We start from the raw sequence: 15,098 nt of genomic DNA, 5'->3' as shown, positions 1-15,098 counted from the left end.
ATCTAGATAGTATAATCACCCACGCTATATATTCTATGCTCCTTTTTTTTCAGGTTCAGAGTGTTAGAAAAAAAAGGGAGAAAGGTAAAGAAATATACTTGCTGAAAGAAAGGGATGGTGGTAGTGTTACGCCGAAAAAAAAGGAAGCTATTTTATTGTGGAAAAAATGTCGATAACTTTTGGAAATAACAATGCCTCTTGAAACGAAAGAAGATACTTGGTCTGAATTCCTATCCTTTATGCAAAATCGATGCTCGCGCGCCGAATTTGAAAACTGGATCGCGCCAATAAAATGTGTCGAAGAATCAGATCCTATAACATTGCAAGTTCCCAATGTGTTTGTGCAACAATACCTCCTCGACAACTATGAAGAAGCACTCACTAGTTTTTTCCCAAAAGATAACAAAGGTAAACCTCTGATCTCTTTTTTGATTAAAGAGGGAGAAAAACGGAAGGAACTTAAGAGAGATCTTCCGAAACCGAAAAAGAAATCAGATATCGGACACCCTCTTTCCTTCAATGTCTCTTATACATTTGAAAACTTTATCGAAGGCCCTTCCAACCAGTTTATTAAATCAGCTGCCCTTGGCGTAGCCTCCCGTCCTGGAAAGTCGTACAATCCCCTTTTTATTCATGGAGGTGTGGGCCTGGGAAAAACTCATCTACTTCATGGAATTGGACACTCTGTTCAGAAAAACCACAAAAAGCTCCGCATTCAATGCATCACAACCGAAGCGTTTATCAATGATCTTGTATCCCACCTGCGCAATAAATCAGTCGACAAAATGAAGCGGTATTTCCGCAATCTTGATGTCCTTCTTGTTGATGATATCCAATTCCTACAAAACCGTCTTAATTTTGAAGAAGAGTTTTGCAATATGTTTGAAGCCTTGATCAATCAAGGCAAGCAGATCGTGATCACCAGCGATAAACCTCCAGGACAGCTGCAACTTTCAGAGCGGATGATTGCGCGTATGGAATGGGGCCTGGTTGCACACATTGGAACCCCAGATTTAGAAACACGCGTTGCCATCTTGCAATATAAAGCAGAAAAAACCGGCCTCCACCTTCCAAGTCAAACCGCCTTCTATATCGCAGAGCATATCTACAATAACGTGCGACAACTTGAAGGAGCTATCAACCGCCTTGGCGCTTACTGTCGCTTGATGCACCTTGAGCCCACCCAAGATGTTGTAGATTCAACGCTCAGTGAAATGTTCCAAGCGCCCGTTCGCTCTAAAATCTCCGTAGACCGGATCCTTCATAGCGTCGCATCAATGTTCAATGTGAGAGAAAGTGATCTCCGCGGCTCGTCCCGCGCCAAAGAGGTGACATACCCACGACAAATCGCTATGTATCTTGCCAAGGAGCTCCTTGGAGAATCACTCATTAAGATCGCCTCCTCTTTTGGCGGCAAAACCCACTCGACTCTCCTCCACGCCTGGAAAAAAATCTCCCAGCAGCTGGAAAGAGACGATGTGCTGCGTCGTCAAATTCAAATGACACGACAAAATATCGAAGCTTAATACCTTTAAGAAATAGATTTTTTTCATGAGAGGCTTTGCTTCAACTTCCTCTAAGAAGTACCGGTAACAAGAAGAAAGAACTTATCTTGAAAGGTGGTCCTAGGAAGAGAGCATAGATCATCACGATAGTGATGACCTCTGTATGAGTAATACTATTCGTAAAAAATAAAGTCATAAATTTAATTGGTCTTTTCATGTAAGCTGTTTGAGTTTAACAGGAGGTGAGTGTTGAGAGGAAGAAAGGCCGCTCAGATAAAAGGACTTGATCAGTACGATTTCGATAAGCTTGCTAAAACAGAGGGGAGTCCAAGAGAAAGGAGACGGTTTCTGGCATTTGCCCATCTCCAAGAAGGGAAGACGTTTACAGAAACAGCAGCCTTTGTACGGGTGAAACTCAGGTCTTTGATGAGGTGGATCAAGAGATTTAGAACGGAAGGTTTCGAAGGGTTAAAAGATAAGCCGGGTAGAGGTAAGAAGCCATTGATACCTCTAGAAAATCAAGCTGCATTCAGGCAAGCTGTTTTAGAGCTGCAAGAGAAGAAAGTAGGTGGACGTATCAAAGGGAGAGACATTTTGGAATTGATGAAAACAAAATATGGAGTCGACCCATCTTTGAAGACGGTATACAATACATTGAAAAGGGCTGACCTCGTCTGGATCTCGGGTCGATCAATTCACCCCAAGGCAGACTTAGAAGCCCAAGAGACTTTTAAAAAAACTTCTCAGAAAAAGTAGTTGAGGCATTGCCAGCAGGAGTAGAAATAGAGTCTGTTGATATTTGGTTCCAAGATGAGGCTAGAGTGGGGCAAAGAGGCACTGTAACCCGTACATGGGCCAATAAAGGAACACGTCCTCGGCTCGCACGTCAGCAGCAATTTGAATACGCTTACATATTTGGAGCTATTTGCCCCGTCAGAGATGAAGCTGTAGGCCTTGTAATGCCAGCTGTAAATACAGAAGCAATGCTTGTGCATCTTGAGCACATTTCCATGAAGATTCCTGAAGGAAGGCATGCAGTTATTGTGCTGGATAGAGCTGCTTGGCATACAACAAAGCGACTTAAAAGGTTTAGCAACATAAGCCTTCTACCGCTTCCTCCGGTTTCTCCAGAGTTGAATCCAACAGAACAAGTATGGCAAACGCTTCGAGATGAACATCTAGCGAATCGCTGTTATGAAGATTATGATGCGATTACGATGGCCTGCTGCGATGCATGGAATGCATTTGTTGACACTCCAACCAGAGTGAGAAGGCTCTGCTCAAGACCGTGGGCTATTTTATGACGTTATTTTTTACGAATGGTATAATTTCTACTTAAGAATCACCCAAGAATAAGACTCATCATCATGTGTAATGTGCGCTGTCAAATTCGTGAGGTTTACAAACTACCGTTGATTGCGCTGCTCTCATGCGAGTATCATCTCGACGATCCTCCACCATGATTTTTTCCTTAAATCTCTCTAAAGAATGCCCTTCTTTGATCACCTCAAGAATTTCCTTATAAGGTGCACCCCATTGTCAAGACAGTTTTTTTGTGATTTTCTAGGAGACTTTTCGTCTCGAATGTTTCTTCATTTATTAGGCTAATGCCTCCATATATTTTATTTTCCCTGAGCTCTCAGCCCCATGCATTTCATTAGGTGTTTTGTAGCCTAAACTCTGATGAGGTCTCTCCTCATTGTAAAATTGGATATAAGAACCGAGGCTCTTTTTGGCTTCTTTCATGCTCCTATATGACCTCAAGTAAACCTCTTCATATTTCAGAGAACGCCAAAAACGCTCTATATAAATATTGTCTATGCATCTCCCTTTTCCATCCATGCTGATCTCAATACTGTGTTTCTTGAGCAGTTCTATCCAACTCTTGCTTGTAAACTGACTTCCTTGATCAGAGTTAACCATCTTTGGGAACTCTTTTTTTAACCCCTGATTCAATGCTTCTAAACATGAGCTGGCATCCAAAAAAGGACTCAAGCTCCAACCCATAATCCGCCGGCTTACCCAGTCAATAAGCCCTGTTAAGTAAGCATATCCTCCACATATTCTTATGTATGTGATATCAACCGCCCAACAATCATTTGGCTTGAGGGGTGGCTTTTCCTTTAAGAGATAAGGATAAACTGGATCATCATCATTTCTATTTGACAGCTTTCTCTTGGGGTAAACAGCCATAAGCCCCATCTTTCTCATGAGCCTCAAGACTTTCTTTCTGTTGACCTTTGTCTCCATTCTCCTGTTTAAAATTTCAGTGATCCGTCGATACCCCAAAAAGCAATGCTTTTCATACAGATCGCGGATTTCATTCATCAGATCTACATCCTCTTTTTTACAAGACTGATAGTAAATCGTAGATCTATTGATCTTTAGTAGCTTAGCCTTTTTTGCTAGGCTTAAATTGCCTTTCAATTTTACAAGCGCCTGTCGCTCCTTTAGTGGGAGCTTCCAAGCGCTCTCTTTAAAAAATCGTTTTCAACCTTCAGCTTCCCTATGACTCCATGAAGTTTATCAACTTCTACCCGATGAGAGTGCTCTGGGCTCTTCGTTTCAAAAATTTCAAGCCCTCTTTCTTCAAGGTCCTTTTTCCAGGCATAAATCTGACTGGAAGCCACACCAAATTCTTGGCATAGCTCTGCTATCGTCTTGTTTCCCTTTAAAGCAGCCAAAGCGACTCTAAACTTAAGGGCGGGTGAATATTTACTGCTCATTTTTCTCCGTTTCATAAACTATCTCCTTTTAGTCTATCCGAGACAGCTTATTCTCCTAAACACACCTGTCTAAATTTTGGGGAGCATTATAGTGTGTCCAAATGGACTGAATTTTCCATTTCTAAACACTTACAAACTACAAAACCTATCAAAAAGCACCTGTTTTTTCGAACTCAAAAGTTTTACATCCTGAAACTTCTGAATCTCTTTGGTTCTAAACAGCCTCCTGATCTAAACCCTATTGAACACAAGTGGGCACAGGCAAAGTCTAAGCGAAGAAAATATCAATGTGGAATAGACGAACTTTTCAAGGAGCACTGCCTATAACTAATTTAAGTCACTTTAGCTATAACACAAAATTAAATCCATCAAAAACGATTAAATTTATTTATTGAATTAGATATTATGCTCTGTAATCGATTAGAACCAAGGAGGTGATTTTCCTTGGAAAAAAACCCTTCAGGTGGCGCTTCATATCAAGCAGTGCCCTGGTCTCATGCAGGGCACTAGTGATGAGAAGGACAGACTTGTCTTCGAGGTTAGGGCCTGGAAGAAGGCAGGGGCATTTCAGAAGGCGCGCTAGGCTTCTTGCTAAAAGATAGGAGGGCTCTCTTTGAGGAAAAAGCCTGTCGGTGTTTGGAATCACCGCATCGGGGATGGGGAACGAGGAGCGACTCAGCGCTAGAAGGAGAAAGGATGCCAGACCCTTTCCTTGCTTGGTTTTAAGAAAATGGTTGTAGAGAGAGAGGATAGGACCACACCCTTCAAAGAGAGAAAGATGCGGACGAAGCGGGCGAGGAGAGCCTTTGCATGGCGTACAAGGGGAGGGACCGGCGCAATAGGTGCACCTTTCTTTTGGACGGATCCATTCAATCAACTCAAGACATGAGGGACAGAGGAGGTGATGCTTCTCTACAAGCGGTCCATCACAATGAAGACAATAAGAGGGATAAAAGAAATGGAGAACTGCGTTAACGCAAGCCGTACTTCGGATTCTCAAAGGTTCCCCCGATCGATAGTGTAAAGGGTTCCGTCACTTTGAGGAGAACATACTGCTTCATTTTAATATTCACATTGATATTTCCATCAAAGTCTATATAGGAGTGTTCTATCGGCGAAAGGTAAAATTGCGAACGCTTACCCTCACTGTAGCTGGACTTAAGTTCTGTAAAGTAGACCCTACCATCTACGATCACATATTCTATCTCTCCCCGAACAGGAACGAGAAGTCCCATATCAAGCCCCAATCGTCCCAAAATTTCGAAGGGAATATCAAGAATGTGATAGTCCCTTTTGAAAGTGTTAATAAAGTTAAGGTTTCCTTTTCCAACAAAACTTGAAGCATTGCCAAGAGTTCCACGAATATTGTTAGCGCGCAATTCTCGGATGGTCAGAGGTTTGATCCGAGTGGGATACTTTCCAATCTTCTTCAGAAGACTGGGACGAAAATCAGTAATCACAACCTCAGGAATATTAAGTTCCCACTCTTCATTTGAATTTTTTATCATGCGGATAGATTCTATTGCAAACATCCCAGAGGAATCACTAATCGTAAAGTGATCGAGTTCGATATGATCAGGGCGAATATCAATTTCACTCATGAGTGTCCCCATGAGTGTCCCCATTAATTGAAATTTCTTTCCCTTAAGATATCCCGAAAAGTGACTCTCATCAAATTGAGTCTTGGAAATAATTAAGTCTCCGCTGAGCTCATATCCTTTTCCAATCTCAAATTCAGATACTGTGTTTCGTATCTCTTCTGGCATTAACTGAGCTAGCTTAGGAACGTTTACTTTTAACTGTCCTGTGAGCGCCATTTTATCTAAGAAAGACTCTTTAGGATTATGGTGAAATGAAAAATCAAGACCACACACTCCTCCATCCATACTTTGAATAAAAAAACCCTCGTTTTTATTCCAATCTGTTTGGATCACAAGCGGCTGCTCTCCCCGCTGGTCATTGCAGGTTTCTTGAATCACAAAACGGGAGGTGAAATGAGGATGAAATGAGAGATCAGCTTTTAGGTCAAATGGAAGCTCGCCATATAGGGTATTCACGTTAACAGTTAAGTTTTCTTTTTCATACCCAAAGGAGCAGCTACTTAGATACCACGCTTTATCCCCTACCCAATAGTAACCTTCTTTTAAATACCCACTTGCCTTGGAAGTTTCACCAAGCTCAAAATCAAGAGATGCCTCAATTTGATTCTCCCATTCAATCGGATAATCGAAAACAATCATTCTCTCTTCCTCGTATCCCAAATAAGGAAGTGAGCGAGTCTGTCCAATAAAATGGACCATTTCTGGAGGAACAATAAATTTAGCTCCCTCTCCTTTAAGCGTTCCGTCTCTATACCCTAACCGATCAAAGTGACATTTTGCCCACAGTTGATTCGACCGTGGGTGGAGAAAGTTAAAGTCGGCTTGATTTAAAGAAAACCCATCTTGTGGATTATACGAAACACGAAGAGCCTCTGGACTCTCTACCCTAAGGCGCCCTCTTCCAAACTCTTCACCTACGCAGTGCAGTTCAGAATCAAAAGCCCAGTCTTTCCAGCCTCTTGAAAAATCAAATGTGAAGTCCCCTTTTGCAAAAAGGATTCCATTCAAATAATCCCATTCAAATTCGGTATGGGGGAAGAGTGTTGCAATCTCTTCTAAGTCAAGTCGGAGCCCCTCAAGAGGGACTTGAAGCTGCCGTTTTTCTTCATCGAAAGTCACAACACCGCTCTTTAAAAAACATTTCTTCCAAAGCACTTCCAAATTGGGAAGGTGCCACCGCGCCTCTTCTCTGACCATCGTCGCATGAATCTTCAATGAGCCCGCTTCAAAACGATCTAAAGTAAAGCGATCCCCTTGTCTTTGCCCATGCACGAGAAGGTGATCGAGATTAATTGACCCCATTCTAAGACTAGAGCTCTTTGCATCAAAGGAAAAGGCCTCTTCCTTTCTATTAAACAAGAAGCCAAATTCTAGTTCCCCCTCAACATGGGGACCACGCATCTCATCTAACGTCTCTTCCTTAATGGGCAGAAGCCCTGCAGAATTAAGGAAATCTAGATGGTGAACCAAATCAAGAGCAGAGAGCTTCGTTGCAACACTTGCACGGCTTAAAAACCCTTCATGAAAAGTCAAAGTCTCCACCTCCATCCGTGCACCAAAAAAACGGGTACGATCTGTATCGATATGAAAGCAAAATCCTTCCCCTTCCTGAGCTCCTCTTCCAACAACGCGACAGATCTCATAGGTAGGTGCTTCAAGTCGACAATCATAAATCAGAATTCCTTCTTTCGCATCGAGCTCCAGTACCGGGACATTCAAAGAGTAAGATTTAGGAACATTTCCTGCGGTTAAGGTGAGACCCCCATCGACATCCTCAATCTTAAACCTCTCATCTTCTGCAGAATAGTAAAGATTTCCTGATAAATTCTCGAAACCAAAACTTTCTGAAAAGGGGTACTGTCCATCCCGCAGGTGAAGCGCAATTCGCCACTCTAAAAGCTCTTCTACATCTCCAATATATGCGTGGAGATGCATATCTCCTGGCCCACTTTTTATCGCTCCGGATAAAGGAAGTTCAACACCTTGAAAAGACTCAAAATGATTGAGAAAGGTAAGAACATCTTTAGCCTCTCCATCGATTGCATAAGTGTTTATTGTGAGTTCGTTGCGATCTGCGCGAGCAAAGTCAACAGCTATCTCTGCTTGAAAATGAACCCCATCCGCTAATGCGTCAACATTTTGAAACAAAAATTCCGTTCCTTCCAAATCCACTTCTGAGGTGAAAGAGTCAAACGAAAGGCCAAATGAGTGTTCCCGCACCTGGGCATTTTTTAGAGGGATTTTGCCCCTCCAAATTCCCTTTTCAAAGTCGAGAAAGAAGTTGCAGTTGGGGGCTTTCTCCTCTCCCTCTCCTTTAGGCATAATATCGATGGCTTTCGATTCATATTTTAGATCTGTTGGATCAATACTAAATTCAACCGCTCGAGAATTAAACGTCCCTTCTAATCCAAGCGACCCTCTCCCTCGAAAATCTCGGTGCCAAATCATCAGGGGAAGGTTAAGCGTCCGCGCTGAGATCTTTTCAGCATGGAACCATCCCAGTTCCAAGCTTGATAGATACTCCCCAAGCACAAATCTTTCTAAGTCCCAATTCCACCCAAACTCAATGATATCATCCTTCTCACCTTCCCTTAGGAAACCTAAGCTTCCTTCAACACCTAACCGATCGTCAACAGTTTTCAGCTTCATATCAAGATCAAGTGCGACAGGCTCTGACATATTTTTTGGCTTGTGAACCTGTAAAAGTTCGGCCAGTCTCTCAGGGTGAAGAAGGATATCAACATTAATATTCAAATGAGAATAGAGCCCTTCAAAAGCAAACTTCCCATTGATTCCTTCATAACTGCAAGTCAGGGTAGAGGGTTTAAGATACTGATCATGCATCGCAACTAAAAGATCGATTCCTTCAATCTTTCGCTCTTGAATATTGCACTCGCCCCCAACTACTTTAACTTCCCAATGTGTCCCATCAAAAAAATCTGGCGAAGAAAAATCAAACTCTCCTTTTCCAAGAACCTCATTCCCCTTCCAATGAAGATCCTTGCCATAAACGCTTCCTACAACCTGCGTTGCCTTGAAGTCGGTCATTTCACATCGAGTGAGCTTTTTATTTTCAATCCACCCAATGACTTTTCCATTGAAGGTTCCTTGATCGATTGTGATCTTTTCAACTGCCGGGATATGGGCTCCAACAAAATGTTGAAAGAGGGTAAGCTGATCAGGCGCAAGAGATTTCCCCTCGCTCTCAACGATAAATGTCCCTCCACCCTTTGACGTCAGCGCAATGAATGCTCCAATTTCTTCTTTATCAAAAAAACAAGCATCACATGCGACCTTCCAAGTCGTATTGTTTTCAATGATTCCTTCTCCCACCAAATGAAAAGGAACTTCTTTTCCCTTCCGATGAAAGAGACCATGGAATTCCATAAGCGGGGCATTTAGACGGCTAAAACGGAGGGAGCCATTGACATCAACCGCTCCCCACACTTCATCATTTTTTGGATGATCAAGTGTCGCATGAAGTCCCGCGACTTCCCCCTCGCCTACAAAATAAGGCCACAGATTTTCAAAAAATGGATGGGACTCCCATCCTTTCATCTCAGTATTAGAAGTGAAGTGCTCTTTCCAGGTCAGGTGATGGAGACTCACATCCAACCCATACTGCTGATGGGAAAATGCAAATTCTTTGAGCCCCAAAGAATACTTTACATATTCGATTTGTTTGGGCGCTGATAGCGCAAGCTCTACTGTTCCACTAAGCTCTCCATTTTTAACTTCCATGTCATTTTGGAGCGACGGAAGAAAAAACTGGCCAATCTCAAACGCCCAAACAGTATCAAGACGTTCGAAATTAAGATCAAAATGCAGCTGTTTTTCTTCTTTTAAAAAAGTGGCTATAAACGGAGTTTCTCCTGCTCCCTTGCTAATTTTCAGAAATCCCTTTTCCCCTTCCTCAGGACACTCAAATGTTACTTCAGCAACTTGATCACCAAAAACAAACTCTCCGGCTTGCACTTTCACAGGGGTTCTGAAAAAAAGTTTATCGAGAATGTCGTAGACACCCTTTTTCTTTTTTGGCTCCTTAAATCCACCAACCATCAAAGCGACTTGAGGGTGATCCATGATCACTTTCGGAGAAAATCTAAAGGGAAACATTTGAAGCTTGAAGGAAACCTTTAGGTCATCGATCTTAACATTAAAGGCAGGGCTCCCCTTCCCCTCTTGTCTTACAACTGTCACATCATGAAGCACCAGCTGTCCTTCATTGAGGCGCGCATGATCATATGAAAAGTTAAGACTCCCTCCTCTTGGAAGGCGCGTTGACAAATAGGATTTGGCTCCAAAGCAAATAAGAGGACGATGCCCCACGCCAAAGGCAAGCAAAACCGTAAAAAGAGAAATAAACCAAATCAGCGCTTTCTTTCGCACAAAACATCCTTATTTTTCCTACCTAATCGTAAAGGAAAAGGCAAAAAAAATAGAGGAAAAACTTCTTTTTCTACATTATGAAAGAATGCTACGAAAAGTTTTAGATTTTCATCTTCGTTTGACAGAGAAGGGGACGCGCCTTCATCGGCTCCGCCCTCTTGTCAATGCGCTCGATACTTTTTTCTATGAAGTGCCGATCAGAACAACACGCGGGCCGCACATTCGCGACATCATTGATCTTAAAAGATGGATGATGGTTGTTGTCTATGCCCTTGTCCCCTGCATCCTTGTTGCAATTTGGAATAGCGGTGTGCAGGCCTACGTATTTGGAAGCAGTGATATCGAGATCATGGACTCCTTTATCAGAGCCTCAGAAACTTTTGGAGGCTATTTCTCCTTTGGAAAGTCGCATTTTTGGCCCATTCTAAAACGGGGGTTGATTGCATTCCTACCCATCATGTTTGTCTCTTATGTCGTTGGAGGTGCATGGGAAGTTCTCTTCGCTGTGATCCGCCGCCACGAAGTTTCGGAGGGATTTCTTGTTACCGGAATGTTATTTGCCTTAATTCTTCCTTCCACGATTCCCTACTGGATGGTTGTCGTTGGGGTTTCTGCAGGCGTTGTGATTGGAAAGGAACTCTTTGGAGGCACAGGAATGAACATCCTCAATCCTGCTCTTGTCTGTCGCGCCTTCCTCTTCTTTGCATTCCCTACAAAAATGACGGGACCTGTGTGGGTAGGGACAAACCCCACTGAAATCCAACAAAGTATCTTCTCGATGAACCAAACCTCCGGAGAAATCGATGGCATTACTCAAGCATCAGCTCTCAATCGCTTTAACATCAGCCCCGACATTAAGCGAATCCATGTTGATGCAATTGGCATGGACTATGTGAAGGAGGTGAAAACAGCGCGGGTCATCAACCACCAACTGTCCTTTTGGAAAAAAGGAGCAAGCTATTCAACACTCTCTCCAGAAGAGCGAAAAACATTTATCACCTCTTCCTTAAGCAGTGGAGGGCTGGGGCTTTCTCCTGAAAACTATTCCGACGCTGTCCGTTTTGCTGAGCTCCGCTTCGGACAAGGAAAACTTACCAATGGAAATTTCTTTTTCGGAAATCGTATTGGATCCATGGGAGAAACCTCGATCTTCGCCTGCCTTTTAGGGGCTTTTCTTTTGATTTATACGCGGATCGGATCGTGGAGATCAATGGCAGGAATGGCAGCTGGTGCTTATCTTTGCGCCCTTCTTTTTGAATGGGGTGCCCTCCATTTAGGCCCTCATACAGGGGCCTTTAATGCTGCAAAGTATGCGTTTCCCGCCTACAAACACCTCCTCTTAGGAAGCCTTGCCTTTGGACTGGTCTTTATGGCCACCGACCCCGTCTCTTCTCCTTACATGAAAGGAGCAAAATGGATCTACGGGATCTTATGCGGCGCTCTTGTCATCGTCATTCGGACCATTAACCCTGCCTTTCCAGAAGGGGTCATGTTAGCCATTTTATTTGGAAATGTCTTTGCTCCACTTATTGATCATTACGCACTCACAAGGAAATGTCGTGGTAGAAAGAAAATCCGGATTTAGCAATACCCGCACCCTTATTTTTGTTGTGATTATTTGCACAGCTTGCGCCCTAGTCCTATCCATCCTTGCTGAATTATTAAAAGCTCCGCAGCAAAATGCAAAGGAACTCTACCGAAGCAAGCAACTCCTTCTCGCCGCCCGTATTCTAGATTATGAAGGGTACTTCCTCCTTGATGGCAAGCAAACAAAGAAAGCTCAAGATCAAGAAATCTTAGAGGTCTTTGAGACCCGAATTCTAACTCGACTTACAGATGCCCAAGGAAAGCTTTACACATTTGCAGAAGCAGGTTTAAACGAAACAGATTATCTGCTAGATCATGCAAAACTAGGCTACTCGAAACTCCCCTATAAACTCATCTATCTTGTCAAACAAACGACACCCTCTTCTAGCCCTTATGGCTATGTCATTCCTGTGAATGGGTATGGACTTTGGGATGCCATCTATGGTTATTTAGGGATTGAAGCAAATGGAGATACCGTGCTTGGGATGACTTGGTATGACCAAAAAGAAACCCCTGGGTTGGGTGGTGAAATCGCTCTCCCCGATTGGCAAGAGCAATTTTTTGATAAGACCATCTTCCAAAAAAGCCCCGATGGATCGACCAATTTTCAAAGAGCACCCCTTGGAATTAAAGTGGTGAAAACAACCGTGGAAGAAACACTTGGAACAACTCCTATGGCAGATAGCGCTGTCGATGGAATCGCGGGGGCCTCCATTACCGTTACGGGGGTCAACGAAGCCCTCCGCTCTTCGCTCGCCCCTTATCGCCCCTTTCTCATTCGCGCACATAACCAAGAGGTGAAAATCGATGGTTAAAAAAAAACCTCTTGGCCGCTACTATACAGATCAATTGTGGAATAATAATCAAATTCTTGTAGCGATTTTAGGGATTTGTTCCGCACTTGCCGTTACGATTAAGTTGAGTGTTGCGACTGTTATGGGAATTTCGGTGATTTTTGTAACAGGATTTGCTTCCCTTTTTGTCTCACTTATCCGCAAATGGACTCCTCCAAGCGTCCGGATGATTGCGCAGCTTGCCATTATCTCCCTTTTTGTCATCATCGTCGATCAAGTCCTCAAAGCCTATTTCTATGAAATGTCACTGACACTTTCTGTGTTTGTGGGGCTGATTATCACTAACTGCCTTGTGATGGGAAGAGCAGAAGCTATGGCAAAAAATAGCCGACCTGTCCCAGCTTTTATGGATGGACTAGGAGCCGCTTCAGGGTACGCCTTGATCCTTTTGGGAGTGGGTTTTATCCGTGAACTTTTTGGCTTTGGAACTCTTTTTGATTTTCAAATCATTCCCTTAGCATGGTATGCCAGTCCGCAGCATCCTGATGGTTATGTGAATTCGAACCTGATGGCACTCGCTCCTTCCGCATTCTTTATTATTGGGGGAATGATTTGGGTTCGAAACATTATTGCAAAAGAGGACGGTGAATAATGGATCCCTACTCTATCTTGAATTTATTAGGCCTCGCCATTCAGTCCATCTTTATCCAAAACATCCTTCTCTTTAACTTTCTAGGGATGTGTTCTTACCTTGCTTGTTCGAACAAAATCAAAACAGCCAATGGACTCGGGATGGCAGTCTGCGTTGTCATGGCCATTTCCGGAATGCTTAATTGGCTTGTTCATACTTATATTACGGGTGAAAATGCCCTTTCTTGGCTAGGATACCTAGGCATTCCCACCGAAGGTGTCAATCTTGGGTTCCTCGAATTTCTTATCTATATCTCCGTAATCGCAGCACTTGTCCAAGTTCTCGAGATTGTCATCGACAAGTTTGCCCCAGCACTCTATCGAGCACTGGGAATGTATCTTCCCCTCATCACTGTCAACTGCGCCATCTTAGGGGCCTCCCTTTTTGCAACGGTAAGAGCCTATCCTTTTATTCCCAACCTCGTCTACGTGGCAGCCGCAGGGGTAGGGTGGTGGGTTGCCATTCTTCTCATCGCCGCCATCCGAGAAAAACTCTCTTATTCTAATGTCCCTAAGGGACTTCGCGGGATAGGATTGACCTTTATCATGACTGGTCTTATCTCCTTGGCATTTATGGGGTTTGCAGGAATTACTCTCGACCAGGTAACTGAAGATGACACCTATCCTCTTCTTGTTCAAACAGAGCCATCAGAGTAGGAAGTAAAGAAGCTTTGAGAAAGCTGGGCAAGAAAAACATGGAATATTAAGGCTGTTTAGAACCAAAGAGATTCAGAAGTTTCAGGATGTAAAACTTTTGAGTTCGAAAAAAACAGGTGCTTTTTGATAGGTTTTGTAGTTTGTAAGTGTTTAGAAATGGAAAATTCCGTCCATTTGGACACACCTCTCCCTAGGAGAGACACAAATTTGGGGGATCTAGAACCGCTAGCCTCTTCAGATTGTAACAAATAGCTTGCATAAAACTTGAAAATTGATTTTTCGCGATTCCTCGGTACCTCACTCGTTTCCCTATTTGCGAAAAGACCCGCTCATGAGGGGCCCTCACGGAACTGTACCACCGATCCTGATCTTTATTTTTGCCCTTCATGTTATTCTTTTTGATAGCGCCTAGATGTACCCCCTTTGCCTTAGTCCATATAGCTAGCTCCCTGAGAGGGACAGACGTGTTTGAAACCTGAGGCATCTGTGATATTAGCCGGAGTAATCGCAACCTTATTGATAAGACCTGTCTGCATGTCTACACTGGTATGCTGCTTATAACCATACCAGTATTTATTCTTCCCTTTACAACCAATCTTTGCTTGAACGTCTGCAGAAAATTGTGAGATGTTTTCGTTGTTCAGTTTCTCGTATTTTTCTGCAATCGCCTTATCTCTTTCCTCCCATAAATTCGCTTTAGCAATTAAATGGGTTGCATCTACAAAGGTAAAAACTTCACTCATAAGTCCTTGATCTTTTAGCTGATCTCTTAGATCAGCTAAGATCTTGGACAAGATATTGGTCCCTATTTTTTTTCTAAGCTGACAAAAGACTGTGTGATCTGGGGTATTGTCTCTCAGGTTAAACCCACAAAACCATCGAGCTGCAGTGTTTTCTTGGATAAAGCGTTCTAATTCTCTATCGCTGCAGTTCTCCAGAAACTGCAGCAATAAACACTTGAATATCCGCAGCAAGCCATACCCTTTATGGGGATTGTCCTTTTCCAGTTTCCTGAGTCTTTTCTCCACAAAACTAAATGACCAAATCTTGGCAAATTTACGGTAATTGTAGCTTTCTGGAACCAAGTCTTCTAAGCAAATCATCTCAACTTGTTGCATGGGAATCCTCCATCTAAAAAGAGAAAGAGCT

The 15,098-nt window shown here is 43.1% G+C and carries 12 protein-coding genes and 1 pseudogene; 8 read left to right on the top strand and 5 right to left on the bottom strand.

Translation table 11 applies throughout. The features are described 5' to 3' along the window. The first annotated feature begins 191 nt into the window (after window positions 1-191). The 3 genes from dnaA (at window position 192) to R2I63_RS07030 (ending at window position 2,809) form a co-directional block, all read left to right on the top strand. The gene (gene dnaA, locus R2I63_RS07040; protein ID WP_316356174.1) at window positions 192-1,526 is read left to right on the top strand and encodes a chromosomal replication initiator protein DnaA; all 1,335 of its coding nucleotides are present in this window, start codon (window positions 192-194) and stop codon (window positions 1,524-1,526) included. A gap of 225 nt (window positions 1,527-1,751) precedes the next feature. Continuing rightward, complete coding sequence (locus R2I63_RS07035) at window positions 1,752-2,261, top strand: helix-turn-helix domain-containing protein (protein ID WP_316356171.1); 510 nt, start codon at window positions 1,752-1,754, stop codon at window positions 2,259-2,261. An 8-nt stretch (window positions 2,262-2,269) separates the two neighbouring features. Next, complete coding sequence (locus tag R2I63_RS07030) at window positions 2,270-2,809, top strand: IS630 family transposase (protein ID WP_316355518.1); 540 nt, start codon at window positions 2,270-2,272, stop codon at window positions 2,807-2,809. 295 nt (window positions 2,810-3,104) lie between these two features. Here the strand turns inward: R2I63_RS07030 and R2I63_RS07025 are convergent. Together R2I63_RS07025 and R2I63_RS07020 are read right to left on the bottom strand one after the other, a co-directional pair. Next, window positions 3,105-3,941 (bottom strand): annotated as a pseudogene (locus R2I63_RS07025) (IS3 family transposase); the annotation flags it as partial. A gap of 14 nt (window positions 3,942-3,955) precedes the next feature. Next, the gene (locus tag R2I63_RS07020; RefSeq protein ID WP_316356169.1) at window positions 3,956-4,246 is read right to left on the bottom strand and encodes a transposase; all 291 of its coding nucleotides are present in this window, start codon (window positions 4,244-4,246) and stop codon (window positions 3,956-3,958) included. A gap of 78 nt (window positions 4,247-4,324) precedes the next feature. Here R2I63_RS07020 and R2I63_RS07015 point away from each other — a divergent pair, with 78 nt between their 5' ends. After that, the gene (locus R2I63_RS07015) at window positions 4,325-4,558 is read left to right on the top strand and encodes a hypothetical protein (RefSeq protein ID WP_316356167.1); all 234 of its coding nucleotides are present in this window, start codon (window positions 4,325-4,327) and stop codon (window positions 4,556-4,558) included. Between the two features lie 76 nt (window positions 4,559-4,634). Here the strand turns inward: R2I63_RS07015 and R2I63_RS07010 are convergent, their stop codons facing one another. Beyond that, window positions 4,635-5,231 carry a hypothetical protein gene (locus R2I63_RS07010; RefSeq protein WP_316356165.1) on the bottom strand — a complete coding sequence of 199 codons (597 nt, stop codon included), beginning with the start codon at window positions 5,229-5,231 and terminating at the stop codon, window positions 4,635-4,637. Next, entirely contained in the window at window positions 5,203-10,221 is a 5,019-nt protein-coding gene (locus R2I63_RS07005; RefSeq protein ID WP_316356163.1) for a hypothetical protein, read from the bottom strand. The genes R2I63_RS07010 and R2I63_RS07005 overlap by 29 nt, the downstream gene beginning before the upstream one ends. Before the next feature lie 85 nt (window positions 10,222-10,306). Between R2I63_RS07005 and nqrB the strand changes: the two genes are divergently transcribed. The 4 genes from nqrB to nqrE are packed head-to-tail and all read left to right on the top strand — an operon-like array spanning window position 10,307 to window position 13,949. Then, window positions 10,307-11,806: an NADH:ubiquinone reductase (Na(+)-transporting) subunit B gene (gene nqrB / locus R2I63_RS07000; RefSeq protein ID WP_316356161.1), complete on the top strand. Its 1,500-nt coding sequence runs from the start codon at window positions 10,307-10,309 to the stop codon at window positions 11,804-11,806. After that, complete coding sequence (gene nqrC / locus R2I63_RS06995) at window positions 11,781-12,623, top strand: NADH:ubiquinone reductase (Na(+)-transporting) subunit C (protein WP_316356159.1); 843 nt, start codon at window positions 11,781-11,783, stop codon at window positions 12,621-12,623. The genes nqrB and nqrC overlap by 26 nt, the downstream gene beginning before the upstream one ends. Beyond that, window positions 12,616-13,254, top strand: coding sequence for an NADH:ubiquinone reductase (Na(+)-transporting) subunit D (nqrD, locus tag R2I63_RS06990; protein WP_316356157.1), 639 nt, complete (start codon window positions 12,616-12,618; stop codon window positions 13,252-13,254). The genes nqrC and nqrD overlap by 8 nt, the downstream gene beginning before the upstream one ends. Then, complete coding sequence (nqrE, locus tag R2I63_RS06985) at window positions 13,254-13,949, top strand: NADH:ubiquinone reductase (Na(+)-transporting) subunit E (protein ID WP_316356154.1); 696 nt, start codon at window positions 13,254-13,256, stop codon at window positions 13,947-13,949. The genes nqrD and nqrE overlap by 1 nt, the downstream gene beginning before the upstream one ends. Before the next feature lie 428 nt (window positions 13,950-14,377). Here nqrE and R2I63_RS06980 read toward each other — a convergent pair whose 3' ends face one another. Beyond that, a complete protein-coding gene (locus R2I63_RS06980) occupies window positions 14,378-15,067 on the bottom strand; it encodes a transposase (RefSeq protein ID WP_316356151.1) in 690 nt (229 codons plus the stop codon). Between the last annotated feature and the right edge of the window lie 31 nt (window positions 15,068-15,098).

The organism is Candidatus Neptunochlamydia sp. REUL1, from assembly GCF_963457595.1.
Classification (GTDB): Bacteria; Chlamydiota; Chlamydiia; order Chlamydiales; family Simkaniaceae; genus Neptunichlamydia.
The sequence above is the reverse complement of the archived record's forward strand: the minus strand, read 5'-3'. Positions and strand labels throughout refer to the sequence as shown.